The organism is Pseudomonas caspiana (genome assembly GCF_040224095.2).
In the GTDB taxonomy this organism is placed as follows: domain Bacteria; phylum Pseudomonadota; class Gammaproteobacteria; order Pseudomonadales; family Pseudomonadaceae; genus Aquipseudomonas; species Aquipseudomonas caspiana.
Genome location: NZ_CP167995.1, coordinates 2,915,132 through 2,930,016, shown reverse-complemented (window position 1 = coordinate 2,930,016; position 14,885 = coordinate 2,915,132). Strand labels below are relative to the sequence as shown.

The following is a 14,885-nucleotide window of genomic DNA, read 5'->3' as shown; positions in this document are numbered from 1 at the left end:
TGAGCCGCTACGTCTCTAATGAATATAGAGGTGGGTGGAACCCATCAGAGCTTGAATTTACCCACCAGCGTATTGAACGAAATCGCCAGCCGTGACAACTCCTGACTCGAAGCGTTGGTCTGGTTTGCACCTGCGGAAGTCTGGGTCGACAGGTCCTGAATGTTCACCAGATTGCGATCAACTTCACGGGCGACCTGCGCCTGCTCTTCGGCTGCGCTGGCGATAACCAGGTTGCGCTCGTTAATCTGACTGACGCCGGCGCTGATTCGCTCCAGGGCAAGGCCTGCTTCTGTGGCGAGCGATTGGGTGCTTTGCGCCATCGACTGGCTTTTGCCCATCGATTGCACGGCCTCGTCCGCGCCCGCACGCACTACCTTGATCATTGCTTCAATTTCGCCAGTCGAGGCCTGGGTACGGTGAGCCAACGCCCGGACTTCATCGGCTACAACAGCAAAACCACGCCCCTGTTCACCGGCGCGCGCGGCTTCGATGGCGGCGTTGAGGGCCAATAGATTGGTCTGCTCAGCGATACCGCGAATCACGTCCAGCACCTTGGTAATGTCACGAATCTGACCGGCCAGCGTTTCGACACGCTGCGTGGAATCGTTGATGTCCACCGCCATGGTGTTCATTGCCGTCACAGCCTGCTGCACCTGGTTCTGGCCTTTGATCGCGTCTTCTGCGGTCTGGCTCGACACCTGAGAAGTGCTGGCTGCGTTGCGAGCCACCTCTTCCACCGCTGCGGTCATCTGATTTACAGCCGTTGCCGCTTGCTGAATCTCGTCATTCTGACGAACAAGGCCACGGGTGCTGTCTTCAGTCACTGCGGTCAACTCCTCGGCGGCCGAGGCTAATTGATCAGAAGCATCGGCAATTTGCTGAACGGTGCCCTTGAGATCTTTCTGCATGTTCGACAGCGCTTTCAGCAGTTGCCCGGTTTCATCTTCACTGCCTGTTGTGATCTCTTTGGTGAGGTCGCCCTGAGCGATGCGAGTTGCGCTTTCCACCGATTGATAGAGCGGTCGAGTAATCATGCGCGTAACGACCAGCCCAAGAGCAACGGCCGCAGCGGCTGCGACAAGCGCGCCGATGATCAGCGCCCACGTCACTTGTTGGTTAGTCGCTTGCCCTGAGGTAGCCACGTCGAGCGCCTGGCGAGCATTGGACTCGATCATGATTTTGACTTCGCCAATCGTCTTGCGATACGCAGGGGTTGCGCTGGTATCGGCAAACTTGGCGGCCTGATCGACATCGCCGCTTTTCAGCAGCGCGAAAACGTTTTCTGCGGCGGCGACATACGCTGGCCAGTCTCGCTCGAACTCGTCACCGGCCGCGCGCTCATCAGCTTCCAGCGGAGTGGCACGATAGATTTTGAATTGCTGCTCAGCCTCGGCCTGGTTGTCCCTGAACGACAAAGCCGCAGCGTTTATCTCCTCAGGCGTGGCTTTGCGTAACCCCAGGTTGATGGCCCTGAACATGTCCCGGTGGGTGGCGATCACGTTGGCCTTGACCGAGTCGGTTTTCTGGATCGATACCAGATTGTTGCTGACCGTGCTCTGCAACTGGCTATAGATAGATGAGATCCCGCTGTATCCCAGCCCTGCAACACCGACCGTGATCAAGGCACATAAACCAAAAGCGAACAGCAACTTGGATTTGAGCTTCAGATTGAGAAACTGGGACATGGTGAGCACTCAGGTCTGTAATTGTTAGAGTCGAGAGCTAAATGCACCAACGCCCTCTCTTGCAGCGTTATCGACTGGGCGTGGGCAAACTTGATGGCGGTTGCATCACCGCGCAACCAACGTTTATCTGTAGGAATGAGCTTGCTCGCGATAGCGTTTTATCAAACGAGACTTTTTGACTGCCACATTGCTATCGCGAGCAAGCTCACTCCTACAGGGATGCGTTTAATTAAGGGGTGACCGTAGGGCCGGCTTTAGCCGGGAGAACCTTACAACGGTCGAGATAGTGGTGTGTAACCCTTAAGGCCGCGACGCGATTTCATCCAGGTGCTCTAGCAAGTCTTGCGGGTCCTCATACACGCGCAAAGCCCCTGCCCGCTCAAGTTCTGCAATGTCATAACCGCCCGACAGCAAGCCGATGCCCGTTGCTTTGCAGCGGCGCGCGGCGAGCATGTCCCAGATGGCATCGCCAATTACCAGGCACTCATCAATAGGTGCATCCAGTTTGTGCGCCGCAGCCAGGAACAGATCCGGGTCGGGTTTGCCGTACTTCACGTCATCGCGGGTAATAATGTTGATCTCGTTGATGTCCAGTTTCAGCGCTTTCAGATTGATCGTCGCGGTGTCGATACCGCCGCTAGTCGCAATACACCACTTGAGGTTGTCCTGGCTGAGCGCGTCAAGCAGCTCTATCGCGCCAGGCAACGCGATGATCTGACCCTGGAGCCGCTCGTAGGCATCTGCGTGCTTTTCGCTGAGTCGTTTGGCTTGCGCTTCGCTGATTTCCAGGCCGGTCTCTCTAGACAAAGTCTTGAGCATCAATCCGCCACTCATACCGATCTTGCGGTGAATGCGCCACATCGCGAGAGGAATATCCTCAGCGTCCAGCGCTTCTTTCCAGGCCGCAACGTTTTGATAAACGCTATCGGTGAGCGTGCCGTCCAGATCGAAGATGAAGGAGGTTTGTGGTCGCATGAGGTTGTTCCTTTAATGAGTTTGAATCGACGTCTACTTTTTTCGAGTGCCTGCAAACCGAGGTGTTCGGTTTTTCTTCAGTTCCTCTCACGAATGCGCTGAACGGCCATGCGCACAAAAACCTATGAAATACTTGTACAAGAATTTACATTGGTACAGGTATTTTGCGCAGTTCGGCCTCCTCTCAAAGGAAAAGACGTGTTGAACAGAGAAATAGATTGATGAGCGACCATCGCCGACTGTGTCTGGTTCTGGGCGACCAGTTGTCCTTTGACCTTGCCTCGCTGGCCAAACTGGACGCCGAGCGTGATGTGGTGTTGATGGTCGAGGTCATGGAGGAAGCCACCCATGTGCCCCACCATCCGCAAAAAATCATTCTGATCTTCAGTGCCATGCGGCACTTTGCGCAGGCCTTGGAAGCGCGAGGCTTTCATGTGCACTACGTCAGACTCGATGACCCGCAGAACACCGGCTCGGTGCCTGGCGAGTTACATCGGTGGCACTCGTTGCTGCAGCCTGAAGAGTTGCACTTGACGGAGACCGGTGACTGGCGTCTTGAGCAATCTATCAGGGCGTGTGATTTGCCGATTCAGTGGCACAGCGACACGCGTTTTCTGTGCAGTCGTGCAGAGTTCTCCAATTGGGCACAAGGCAAAAAGCAGTTGCGTATGGAGTTCTTCTATCGCGAGATGCGCCGCAAAAGCCGGTTATTGATCAATGGCGACGGTACCCCGGTCGGCGGGGCCTGGAACTTTGACGCCGAAAACCGCAAGGCACTGCCCAAGAACGTACGTGCGCCCTACCCGGCACGTTTTTCTACCGATGCGATCACTCAGGAAGTCATAACGCTGGTTCGAGAAAAGTTCTCCAGCCACTACGGTGCTCTGGACAGCTTTGATTATCCAGTCACGCACGCTGAAGCCCAGTCACTGTGGGAGTATTTTCTGGATTATGGGCTGGCCGGTTTCGGCGACTATCAGGACGCAATGGCCAGCAACGAGCCCTTCCTGTTTCACGCTCGCATCAGTGCCGCCTTGAATATCGGCCTGCTGGATCTGCGCCAACTGTGCAGCGATGTGGAGTCGGCGTACTGGTCGGGCAGGATCGCCTTGAATGCCGCCGAAGGCTTTATCCGGCAACTGATTGGCTGGCGCGAATATGTACGCGGTGTGTATTGGCTGAAGATGCCGGACTACGCCAGTGGCAACGCTTTCGGTAACAGCAGGCCACTGCCAGAGTTCTACTGGACCGGCAAAACCAGGATGAACTGCATGAGTCAGGCCATCGGCCAAAGCCTGGAATATGCCTACGCGCATCACATTCAGCGGCTGATGGTGACAGGCAACTTCGCGCTGCTTGCCGGTATTGCGCCGCCGCAGATCTGTGAGTGGTATCTGGCGATCTACATGGATGCGTTCGATTGGGTCGAGCTACCCAATACATTGGGCATGGTCATGCATGCCGATGGCGGTTATCTCGGCTCCAAACCTTACTGCGCCAGCGGTCAGTACATCAAACGCATGTCCAACTACTGTGGTGACTGCGCCTATAAAGTGACTGAAAGCACTGCTGATAATGCCTGCCCTTTCAATTCGCTTTACTGGCACTTCCTCATGCTTCACAGCAACCTTCTGCGCGGCAATCAGCGCATGGGCATGTTGTACAAAAACCTCGACCGCATGCCTGAAGCCAAGCAGGAAGCGCTCTGGCAACGAGGAGAGCTATTGCTCGCCAAGCTGGATGCGGGTGAGTTGATTTGAAATCAGATCGCTTGTTAAGCCTGACACTGCGTTGTCTTGCGTCAAACAGTAGATTTGTTGGAGCTAACGTGTTGGCGACGCGTTGCGTCAGGTGATTGCGTGGTGGATTTGCTGGCGCCTCGCGAACACGTTCACTCCTACAGGGTTAACGGGCAACAATACCTGTAGGAGCGCACGAGCACCGCGAGGCCGCGATAGCGGTGTATCAGATGGACCGCCATCGCGGCCTCGCGAAGTTTGCGAGTTCTACAGACAAGTACTCCAAATCCGCTGGTTGCATTCCTATGACAGGGAACACATTGAAAAAGAGTGAACTGCCCGTAAAAACCTGCGCCGTCTGCGGGTTGCCTTTCACATGGCGCAAGAAGTGGGCGCGCTGCTGGGATGAGGTCCGATATTGTTCGGAGCGCTGTCGACGCAACAAGCACGCCCAGACTTGATCCACACACGTAACATGTCCTGAATCGTCCTGCTCGCGTCCAATCAGTGTCTGTCGCCACCTCTGATCTGTGCTTACCATGGCGTCTGTTGACCGCCATTTTCATAGCCTTGGACACAGACCATGAGCAATAAAGCCCTGATCGTCATTGATGTGCAGCATTCGTTTCGACACTCCGACTACTGGTCCGAAACTGACCTGCCGATTTACCTGAAAAACCAACAGACGCTCATTGACGGGTGTGTCCAGCAAGGCATCCCTGTGATACAAGTCTTTCACGTAGAGGAGCAGGGACACTTCTCCCTGGCCTCAGGAAATGTGAAAACCCTGGACGAATTGTCCATCAACCCTGATCTGGTCATTCACAAACGCGTTCACAGCGCGCTCGCTGGTACGCCGCTGGCCGCCTGGTTGAGGGCACGAAACATCAATTCCCTGATCATCAGCGGCATTCGCACTGAGCAATGTTGTGAAACCACCACCCGGCAGGCCTCAGACACTGGCTTTACCGTGGACTTCGTCAGTGAGGCGACTTTGACTTTTGCGATGACCCACGCACGCAGTGGCCGCACCTTCAGCCCGGCAGAGATTCGTGAACGTACCGAGTTGGTGTTGGAAGATCGCTTCGCACGAATCGTCACCGTTGCTCAGGCGCTTGCAGGTTGAAACGATGACCATTCCGGTGCTGTTTGTGCTGCTGCCCAACGTGTTGATGCTTGATCTGGCAGGACCGGCCGAAGTGCTGCGCCTTGCGGGGCAAAGTGAAAGCGAAACCGCACTGGATTTTGACCTGCAGTACGTCAGCCCGGTCGCCTCCCTGCAATCCTCAATTGGTCTGCCTCTTTCCGGTTTGCCGCCCCTGCCGGAAACCCTGACGCCAGAAACCATGGTCGTGTTGGTCGGCTCTACAACGACTGCGCCCTCCGCGCGTTTGATGGAGTTCGAAGCCGCCAGTAATGTCGTTACGGACTGGCTGCGACGGGTGTTCGCACCTTCAGGCGCACAACTGGTGTGCATCTGCGCGGGTGCATTGATTGCGGCGAAAGCGGGTCTGCTTGACGGTCGTCAGTGCACCACTCACCACTCGCTATGCGAGACGCTACAAGCCATCGCACCCACGGCGCGCGTGCTGGAAAACCGGCTTTATGTCACTGATGGTCCGATCAGTTGCAGCGCTGGTGTCACCGCGGGCATAGACCTGATGTTGCACTGGGTAGCCGAACTGGCAGGGCCGCAGCTGGCCTGCGCGGTGGCACGGGATATGGTGGTTTATCAGCGTAGAGGCGGCGCGGACCCGCAACTGTCAGCCTGGGTGAGCGGTCGTAACCACTTGCACCCCGCATTGCATCGTGTGCAGGACGCCCTGAGTGCGGCGCCTTGCGAAGACTGGACTGTCACCCGAATGGCGAGCCTGGCCTGCACCAGCAGCCGACATCTGGCGCGGTTGTTCAGTGAGCACGCGGGCATCAGCCCGCTCGATTACTTGCACCGACTGCGCGTGAGTGTCGCCCGCGAGCTGCTGGCCCAATCGACCCTTGATATGGAAACCATCGCGGAACGCTCAGGCTTTGGTTCTGCCCGGCATCTGCGGCGCATCTGGGGCAAGTATGAAACTGCTCCGCCATCGGACAGCCGCTCTCTTGGGCGATGATCTGGCCACGCTCATTTATCCAGAAACTCACTCCCGGGTGAGCATCGCTGCATTTTCGGGTGCTGATCATTTCACAAGCGCGGTTCTATTGCCCCATACGCGGCCTTGGACAGCCCATGCTTGAGCGCGCAAGATTTCTTGCTTGACGTATACGTAAAGGGAACCTTAGGTTAAACCTCTGTTTCCCCGCCGAGCGCGTTCATGACCAGCCAGACCTACAGCATCTCCGACCTCGCCCGCGAGCTGGATATCACTACCCGGGCAATTCGCTTCTACGAAGAGCAAGGCATGCTCGCTCCTGAAAGACGTGGATTGGAACGCATCTACTCGGCCCGTGACAAGGTGACGCTCAAGCTCATTCTGCGAGGCAAGCGCATCGGCTTTTCCCTGGCGGAATGCCGCGAACTGATCGAGCTATACGACCCCGCCGGCGGTAACCACAAACAACTTCACACCATGCTCGGCAAAATCGGCGAACGCCGCACACAGCTGGAACAGCAAATGCTGGACATCCAGCACATGCAGCTGGAACTGGACGCGGCCGAGGAGCGCTGCAAGCTGGCGCTCGATAAAACAATAAAAATCAATTAATTGAAGACTTATTCTCGAATCTTTCGAGAAGGAGCCGGACATGCCATTACCTGAAAAAGTGCGCCTTGTAGAAGTGGGGCCGCGCGACGGCTTGCAGAATGAATCCAACCCCATCAGCGTTGCGGACAAAGTGCGACTGGTTGACGAGCTGTCGGCGACTGGTCTGAGCTACATCGAAGTCGGTAGTTTTGTCTCACCCAAGTGGGTGCCTCAAATGGCCGGTTCTGGAGATGTATTTGCCAATATCCAGCGCAACGACAAGGTGACCTACGCAGCGCTGACTCCAAATTTTCGCGGCTTCGAAGATGCCCTTGCCGCTGGGGTCAGAGAGGTCGCTGTGTTTGCCTCAGCCTCTGAAGCCTTCTCACAGCGCAACATCAATTGCTCAATCAATGAAAGCCTGGAGCGCTTCGCGCCGATCATGGAAGCTGCTCGCTTGCATGGGATGCAGGTGCGCGGCTATGTCTCCTGCGTACTGGGCTGCCCGTATGACGGCAAGGTCGCGCCCGCACAAGTCGCCGCGGTGGCCAATGAGCTACTTGCCATGGGCTGCTATGAGATATCACTCGGCGACACCATTGGCGTGGGTACCCCCACTAAAACCCGTGAGTTGTTCGATGTTGTCGCAGGGCGCATCGCCCGAGGCAAACTCGCCGGGCATTTTCACGATACCTACGGCCAGGCCCTGGCCAACATCTACGCCAGCCTGCTGGAAGGCATTCACGTGTTCGACAGTTCGGTCGCCGGGCTCGGTGGCTGCCCCTATGCAAAAGGTGCCAGCGGCAATGTCGCCAGCGAAGACGTGCTCTACATGCTTGATGGGCTGGGGATTGAAACCGGGGTTGATCTGGATCGACTGATCAATGCTGGTCAGCGCATTTGCCAGGTGCTGGGTAAGACCAATGGCTCGAGGGTAGCCAAGGCACGCCTGTCGGCCTGAGGTGCGACATGTTGTCACAGAGTGTTACCCTACTCTCAGTTCGCAGGAAGAAACGGGTAACACGGAAACAATTGCCATGGCTTTGCACCGTATGCCCCGTTAGCCTTTTTCACTAGTTCCTTGTTTTTAAAGGGTTTTGGAAAACTGGCACGCCTCCTGCTATATCTTCAGTACAACAAGAATAAAAATGTGCAGTAACCCAATAAAAACAAGACGTATCGGCTCTGACATAACAAAAACAACACGGACAGAGGCGCAGCTAACAGATTTTTTTGGAGTGGATAGCTTTTCTGAGGGGCTTGCAAGAGATCCTCGCAACCGGGCGAAAGAACAACAAAACTACCCTGAGGTAGCGCCAGACCTGGTTGGATCGATGAGATAGAAGCCGCATCAGCGCTCAAAAAAATACGTTTGCTCTTGATCCCTAATGGGATCGCTTAAAACAGCGGTAAGGGTACGGCCACCAAAAACAACAACAGGCCGCCCAACAATAAAAAAGAGCATCGCGAAATACCTTGAAGGGGAGCCCAGGCTCCCCTTCGTGCTGTCTGGGGGTTGGGGTTTTAGGCGGAAAACTCGGTCTGTAGTAGCTCACGAGCACCGAGAGGCAGCGATGGCGGCTGTCTGATACACAGCTATCGCGGCCTCGCGATGCTCGTGCGCTCCTACAGAAAGTATTTCAATTCAGACAAACCCACCCGTTTGCAGCCGCTGATTGACACGCCTCCGGCTACAGGTTTACGTTAACGTAAAGGTCATAGCGACTCTTCCAAAAATAACAAGGAACGCTAACCATGAGTTATCCCAGCCTGAACTTCGCTCTGGGCGAAACCATTGATATTTTGCGTGACCAGGTGCAGTCGTTTGTTGCCGCTGAAATCGCCCCGCGGGCTGCGCAGATTGATAAAGACAACCTGTTCCCTGCGGACTTGTGGCGCAAGTTTGGCAACATGGGTCTGCTGGGCATCACGGTGGACGAGGAATACGGCGGCGCTGGGCTGGGTTATCTCGCCCACGTGGTGGCCATGGAAGAGATCAGTCGCGGCTCGGCGTCTGTTGCACTGTCTTACGGCGCGCATTCAAACCTCTGCGTGAATCAGATCAATCGCAACGGCACCACCGTGCAGAAGGCGAAGTACCTGCCCTTCCTCATCAGCGGTGAACATGTCGGTGCGCTGGCCATGAGCGAACCCAACGCAGGTTCCGACGTGGTTTCGATGAAGCTGCGCGCCGACAAACGCGGCGACCGCTTTGTCCTCAATGGCAGCAAGACCTGGATCACCAACGGTCCGGATGCCAATACTTATGTGATCTATGCCAAGACCGATCTTGAAAAGGCGGCTCATGGCATCAGCGCGTTTATCGTCGAGCGGGACTGGAAAGGTTTTTCCCGCGGCAACAAGTTCGACAAGCTGGGTATGCGAGGTTCGAACACCTGCGAACTGTTTTTCGATGATGTAGAAGTTCCAGAAGAGAACCTGCTGGGCGTGCTGAATGGTGGCGTAAAGGTGCTGATGAGCGGCCTGGATTACGAACGCGTCGTCCTGGCCGGTGGACCGACCGGCATCATGCAAGCCTGCATGGATGTGGTCGTTCCCTATATCCATGACCGTAAACAGTTCGGCCAGAGCATCGGCGAGTTTCAGTTGATCCAGGGCAAAGTCGCCGACATGTACACCCAACTAAACGCGAGCCGCGCTTACCTGTATGCCGTGGCGCAAGCCTGCGAACGTGGCGAGACCACACGCAAGGACGCAGCCGGGGTCATTCTCTATAGCGCAGAGCGGGCAACGCAAATGGCTCTGGAAACGATCCAGATTCTGGGCGGTAACGGCTACATCAACGAATTCCCGGCCGGACGACTGCTCCGCGACGCCAAGCTCTACGAAATTGGCGCAGGCACCAGCGAAATCCGGCGGATGTTGATTGGACGTGAATTGTTCAATGAGTCCCGATGACTGCAGTCGCCTGATAAACAACAAAGTGGTGCTTCTTGCCACTGCGTCTCAGGCATCGCGGGCAAGCACCGCTCCCACATTGAACTGCATTTCAGTTCAAGTGAGTCAGGGGCTGTATGCACTGATCAACTTGAACTGAAATACGATCTCTTGTGGGAGCGAGGCTTGCCCGCGATGCATGAGGCACCATTGCAAGACGCACCCCGCTATCGTTAATAGCGCGCAAAAGAAAGCCCGGAGTAGCCATGACCACCCTCCCAACCCGCATCAATACCCGCTCTGCCGAATTCGCCAGCAACAGCGCCAGCCTGCTGGAGCAAGTCATCGCCCTGCGCAGCCTGCTCGCCAACATTCAGCAAGGCGGTGGACCGAAAGCTCAGGAGCGCCACACGTCACGGGGCAAATTACTGCCACGGGATCGGATCAATCGGCTGCTCGATAGCGGTTCGCCCTTTCTTGAAATCGGTCAACTGGCCGCACTGCAGGTCTATGAAGAAGACGTGCCTGCCGCCGGGGTAGTTGCCGGTATTGGCCGCGTCGAAGGCGTGGAATGCATGATTATCGCCAACGACGCCACCGTCAAAGGCGGCTCGTATTACCCGCTCACGGTCAAAAAGCATCTGCGAGCACAGACCATTGCCCAGCAGAACCGCCTGCCGTGCATTTACCTGGTGGATTCCGGCGGCGCGAACTTGCCGCGTCAGGATGAAGTGTTTCCGGATCGCGAGCACTTCGGACGGATCTTCTTCAATCAGGCCAACATGAGTGCCCAAGGCATCCCGCAGATCGCCGTTGTGATGGGCTCGTGCACCGCAGGCGGCGCTTATGTACCGGCCATGGCCGATGAAGCGATCATGGTCCGCCAGCAGGCCACGATCTTTCTCGCCGGCCCACCCTTGGTAAAGGCTGCAACAGGCGAAGTGGTCAGCGCTGAAGACTTGGGAGGTGCAGATGTGCATTGCCGCACTTCCGGGGTTGCCGATCATTACGCCGATAACGATGAGCACGCGCTGGAGTTGGCACGCCGCAGTATCGCCAATCTGAACTGGCGCAAGCTCGGCGCGTTGAACAGCGAGTCCCCAACCGCCCCCCTGTACGCTGCTGACGAGTTGTACGGGATCATTCCTGCCGACGCCAAACAGCCTTTTGATGTCCGTGAAGTGATTGCCCGGCTAGTGGATGGCTCGGTGTTCGACGAGTTCAAAGCGCTGTTTGGCACCACGCTGGTATGCGGGTTCGCCAGGTTGCACGGCTACCCGGTCGCGATCCTCGCCAATAACGGCATTCTGTTCGCCGAAGCGGCGAAAAAAGGCGCGCACTTTATCGAGCTGGCCTGCCAGCGCGGAATTCCGCTGCTGTTTCTGCAAAACATCACCGGCTTCATGGTCGGACAGAAATACGAAGCGGGCGGCATCGCCAAACACGGGGCCAAACTGGTCACGGCGGTGGCCTGCGCCAAAGTACCGAAATTCACCGTGATCATCGGCGGTAGCTTTGGTGCGGGCAATTACGGTATGTGCGGACGCGCCTACGATCCCCGGTTTCTGTGGATGTGGCCCAATGCGCGGATCGGCGTGATGGGTGGCGAGCAGGCTGCGGGCGTGCTGGTTCAGGTCAAACGCGAACAGGCCGAGCGCAGCGGCGAGCCGTTCAGTGCCAGCCAGGAGGCCGCTATCAAACAACCGATCCTCGACCAGTACGAACATCAGGGGCACCCGTATTACTCCAGCGCCCGGCTGTGGGATGACGGAGTAATCGACCCGGCACAAACCCGGGACATCCTTGGACTCGCCCTCTCCGCCTCGCTGAATGCGCCCATCGAGCCGACGACCTTCGGCCTGTTCCGCATGTGATCAGGAAACGCTCATGACTGACTTTCAAACCGTAGAACTGCTGCGTGACCCACAGGGCTACGCCACGCTCTGGCTTAACCGACCGGAGAAAAACAACGCGTTCAATGCACAAATGATCCGCGAGCTGATCCTCGCGTTGGACGCGGTTCAGGCCGATGCCAGCCTGCGCTTTCTGCTGATACGCGGCCGTGGCAGGCACTTCAGCGCCGGCGCGGACCTGGCTTGGATGCAGCAGTCTGCCAACCTCGATTACAACACCAATCTGGATGATGCCCGCGAACTGGCCGAGTTGATGTACAACCTCGCCAAACTCAAGATTCCAACCCTGGCGGTGGTACAAGGCGCAGCATTCGGCGGCGCACTCGGTCTGATCAGTTGCTGCGACATGGCCATCGGCGCCATCAATGCGCAGTTCTGTCTGTCTGAGGTGCGCATTGGTCTTGCTCCGGCGGTGATCAGCCCGTTTGTGGTTCAGGCCATCGGCGAACGTGCTGCCCGCCGTTACGCGCTCACCGCCGAGCGATTTGACGGTGTGCGCGCCCGAGAGATCGACCTTATTGCCGAGTGCTACCCGCCGGAGGAGCTGGAACAACAGGTCCGTAAGTGGACCGAAAACCTGCTACTGAACAGCCCACAAGCCATGCGTGCCAGCAAGGACCTGCTGCGCGAGGTGGGTAACGGCGCACTGACCCCAGCCCTGCGCCGCTATTGCGAAAATGCCATCGCACGAATTCGCACCAGTGGCGAAGGCCAGGAAGGTCTGCGCGCCTTTCTGGACAAGCGCCCACCCGCCTGGCAGACCGAACAGCCCAAGGAGCCCCGTCCATGAGCGCCTCTACTTTGACGACTGTGTTGATCGCCAACCGTGGTGAGATTGCCTGCCGCATCATGCGCACCGCGAAAAACCTTGGCTTGACTACGGTTGCAGTTCACAGCGAAACAGACCGTGATGCCCGCCATACCCGCGAAGCAGACATCAAGGTTAACTTGGGTGGTAGCAAAGCTGCCGACAGTTACCTGCAAATCTCCAGATTGATCGCCGCAGCCCTTGCCAGCGGAGCTCAAGCTATCCATCCCGGCTATGGCTTTCTTTCTGAAAATGCCGAATTCGCCCGGGCCGTTGAAAGCGCTGGCCTGATTTTCCTCGGCCCGCCCGCCTCGGCCATTGATGCAATGGGCAGCAAGTCCGCGGCCAAATCGCTGATGGAACAGGCTGGCGTGCCGCTGGTACCGGGCTACCATGGCGAGGCTCAGGATCTGGCGACGTTTCGCGATGCCGCCGAGCGGATTGGTTACCCGGTACTGCTCAAGGCCACCGCAGGCGGTGGCGGCAAAGGCATGAAGGTTGTTGAGCGCGTAGAGGATTTATCCGACGCACTGGCTTCGGCGCAGCGGGAAGCAGCTTCATCGTTTGGCGACTCGCGCATGCTGGTCGAAAAATACCTGCTCAAACCTCGTCATGTGGAGATTCAGGTGTTTGCCGATCAACACGGTCACTGCCTGTATCTCAATGAACGCGACTGCTCGATCCAGCGTCGCCATCAGAAGGTCGTCGAAGAAGCTCCCGCTCCGGGTCTCAGCCCGCAATTGCGCAAGGCCATGGGCGAAGCTGCGGTCAAAGCGGCGCAGAGCATTGGCTATGTCGGCGCCGGGACGGTCGAGTTTCTGCTGGATGCCCGAGGCGAGTTTTTCTTCATGGAAATGAACACCCGCTTGCAGGTTGAACATCCCGTAACCGAAGCCATTACCGGTCTGGACCTGGTGGAATGGCAGTTGCGAGTCGCTCAAGGCCAGGTGCTGCCGCTGACTCAGGAGCAAGTACCGTTGATGGGGCACGCCATCGAAGTGCGGTTGTACGCCGAAGACCCCGATAATGAATTCCTGCCTGCAACCGGCACGTTGGCGCTTTATCGCGAAAGCTCGGCCGGTGTCGGGCGCCGGGTAGACAGTGGCGTGGCTCAGGGCGACAGCATCTCGCCGTTCTACGATCCGATGCTTGGCAAGCTGATTGCCTGGGGGGAAGACCGTGAGCAGGCGCGCTTGCGGCTGCTGGCCATGCTTGATGAGTTCGTTGTGGGTGGGGTCAAAACCAACCTGCCGTTTCTGCGAAGGATCATCGGCCATTCAGCGTTTGCGGCAGCAGAGCTGGATACCGGCTTCATTCCGCGTCATCAGGCGCAGTTGTTACCACGCCCTGCGCCATTGTCGGACGAATTCTGGCAGGCGGCCGCTGCGGCATTCAGTCAGAGCGAACCTGCGCGCGTGCGTCAGGACGATGCCCACTCGCCTTGGTCCTCGATGACCGGGATGCGCTTTGGTATGGCCAATGAAGTGGATCTGCATCTGACCTGCGATGGTCAGGAGCATACCGTCAAACTGCGCGGTGACAGCACAGCGCTGACTCAACTGATTGGCGATCATTTGCTGATTGAGCAAAACGGCCTGCGCCAGCAACACCTCGCGCTGCGTCGCGATGACACCCTGTACCTGAAATGGGCCGGTGACCTGCATGCAATCAAACGCTTCAATCCGATCGCCGCAGCAGACGCCAGTCAAGCCTCCCAAGGCGGACTGACCGCCCCCATGAACGGCAGCATCGTGCGGATTCTGGTTGAAGTCGGCCAGAGTGTCGAAACCGGTACGCAACTGGTGGTGCTGGAAGCGATGAAAATGGAACACAGCATCCGCGCTGACAAGGCCGGAGTAGTGACCGCCGTGCATTGCAGCGAGGGAGATATGGTGAGCGAGGGTGCAGTGCTGGTGGAAATTGAAGCGCTGGCTGAATGACGACGTGGGAGCCGGGCTTGCCCGCGATAACGACAACCCGGTTTACCTGCAACACCCTGGAGTCTGCCTCACGGGCAAGCCCTGCTCCTACATGCAGCGATCTCCTGCCAAAGCATTGTTGAACTGCGCGACTGACTTCAGAACTGCAAAGCAAGACTGACTAAACGCTATTGCGCAGACAGCACATAACCCTGTGGGAGCCGGGCTTGCCCGCGATATGGGCAACCCGGTTCACCTGCAACACCG

12 protein-coding genes and 1 pseudogene are annotated in these 14,885 nt (G+C 57.2%); 10 read left to right on the top strand and 3 right to left on the bottom strand.

What is annotated here, in order from left to right:
• Positions 1-44 precede the first annotated feature (44 nt).
• From ABRP31_RS13425 to ABRP31_RS13415, 3 genes and pseudogenes are all read right to left on the bottom strand, one after another.
• A complete protein-coding gene (locus tag ABRP31_RS13425; RefSeq protein ID WP_372489436.1) occupies positions 45-908 on the bottom strand; it encodes a methyl-accepting chemotaxis protein in 864 nt (287 codons plus the stop codon).
• Positions 903-1,685 (bottom strand): annotated as a pseudogene (locus ABRP31_RS13420) (MCP four helix bundle domain-containing protein); the annotation flags it as partial. The pseudogene ABRP31_RS13420 and the gene ABRP31_RS13425, both read right to left, overlap by 6 nt.
• Positions 1,686-1,985: 300 nt before the next feature.
• A complete protein-coding gene (locus tag ABRP31_RS13415; RefSeq protein WP_349969892.1) occupies positions 1,986-2,660 on the bottom strand; it encodes an HAD family hydrolase in 675 nt (224 codons plus the stop codon).
• A 221-nt stretch (positions 2,661-2,881) separates the two neighbouring features.
• Here ABRP31_RS13415 and ABRP31_RS13410 point away from each other — a divergent pair, with 221 nt between their 5' ends.
• The 10 genes from ABRP31_RS13410 to ABRP31_RS13365 all read left to right on the top strand — a co-directional run bounded on the left by ABRP31_RS13410 (position 2,882) and on the right by ABRP31_RS13365 (position 14,639).
• On the top strand, positions 2,882-4,420 hold the full coding sequence (locus ABRP31_RS13410) for a cryptochrome/photolyase family protein (protein ID WP_349969890.1): 1,539 nt from the start codon (positions 2,882-2,884) through the stop codon (positions 4,418-4,420).
• Positions 4,421-4,719: 299 nt separating this feature from the next.
• Positions 4,720-4,860, top strand: a complete 141-nt coding sequence (locus ABRP31_RS13405) for a DUF2256 domain-containing protein (RefSeq protein WP_087264504.1) — start codon at positions 4,720-4,722, stop codon at positions 4,858-4,860.
• A 122-nt stretch (positions 4,861-4,982) separates the two neighbouring features.
• The gene (locus tag ABRP31_RS13400) at positions 4,983-5,525 is read left to right on the top strand and encodes a cysteine hydrolase family protein (RefSeq protein WP_087264463.1); all 543 of its coding nucleotides are present in this window, start codon (positions 4,983-4,985) and stop codon (positions 5,523-5,525) included.
• Between the two features lie 4 nt (positions 5,526-5,529).
• A complete protein-coding gene (locus tag ABRP31_RS13395; protein WP_349969888.1) occupies positions 5,530-6,510 on the top strand; it encodes a helix-turn-helix domain-containing protein in 981 nt (326 codons plus the stop codon).
• A gap of 201 nt (positions 6,511-6,711) precedes the next feature.
• Positions 6,712-7,101, top strand: a complete 390-nt coding sequence (locus ABRP31_RS13390) for a MerR family DNA-binding transcriptional regulator (protein ID WP_087264465.1) — start codon at positions 6,712-6,714, stop codon at positions 7,099-7,101.
• A gap of 40 nt (positions 7,102-7,141) precedes the next feature.
• The gene (locus tag ABRP31_RS13385; RefSeq protein WP_087264466.1) at positions 7,142-8,041 is read left to right on the top strand and encodes a hydroxymethylglutaryl-CoA lyase; all 900 of its coding nucleotides are present in this window, start codon (positions 7,142-7,144) and stop codon (positions 8,039-8,041) included.
• 794 nt (positions 8,042-8,835) lie between these two features.
• Positions 8,836-9,999, top strand: a complete 1,164-nt coding sequence (locus ABRP31_RS13380) for an isovaleryl-CoA dehydrogenase (RefSeq protein WP_349969886.1) — start codon at positions 8,836-8,838, stop codon at positions 9,997-9,999.
• Between the two features lie 245 nt (positions 10,000-10,244).
• Complete coding sequence (locus ABRP31_RS13375) at positions 10,245-11,852, top strand: carboxyl transferase domain-containing protein (protein ID WP_349969885.1); 1,608 nt, start codon at positions 10,245-10,247, stop codon at positions 11,850-11,852.
• Positions 11,853-11,865: 13 nt separating this feature from the next.
• Positions 11,866-12,681 (top strand): gamma-carboxygeranoyl-CoA hydratase, encoded by an 816-nt coding sequence (locus ABRP31_RS13370; RefSeq protein ID WP_087264469.1) that lies wholly within the window; start codon positions 11,866-11,868, stop codon positions 12,679-12,681.
• A complete protein-coding gene (locus ABRP31_RS13365) occupies positions 12,678-14,639 on the top strand; it encodes an acetyl/propionyl/methylcrotonyl-CoA carboxylase subunit alpha (protein ID WP_349969883.1) in 1,962 nt (653 codons plus the stop codon). Before ABRP31_RS13370 ends, ABRP31_RS13365 begins: the two co-directional genes overlap by 4 nt.
• Positions 14,640-14,885 lie beyond the last annotated feature (246 nt).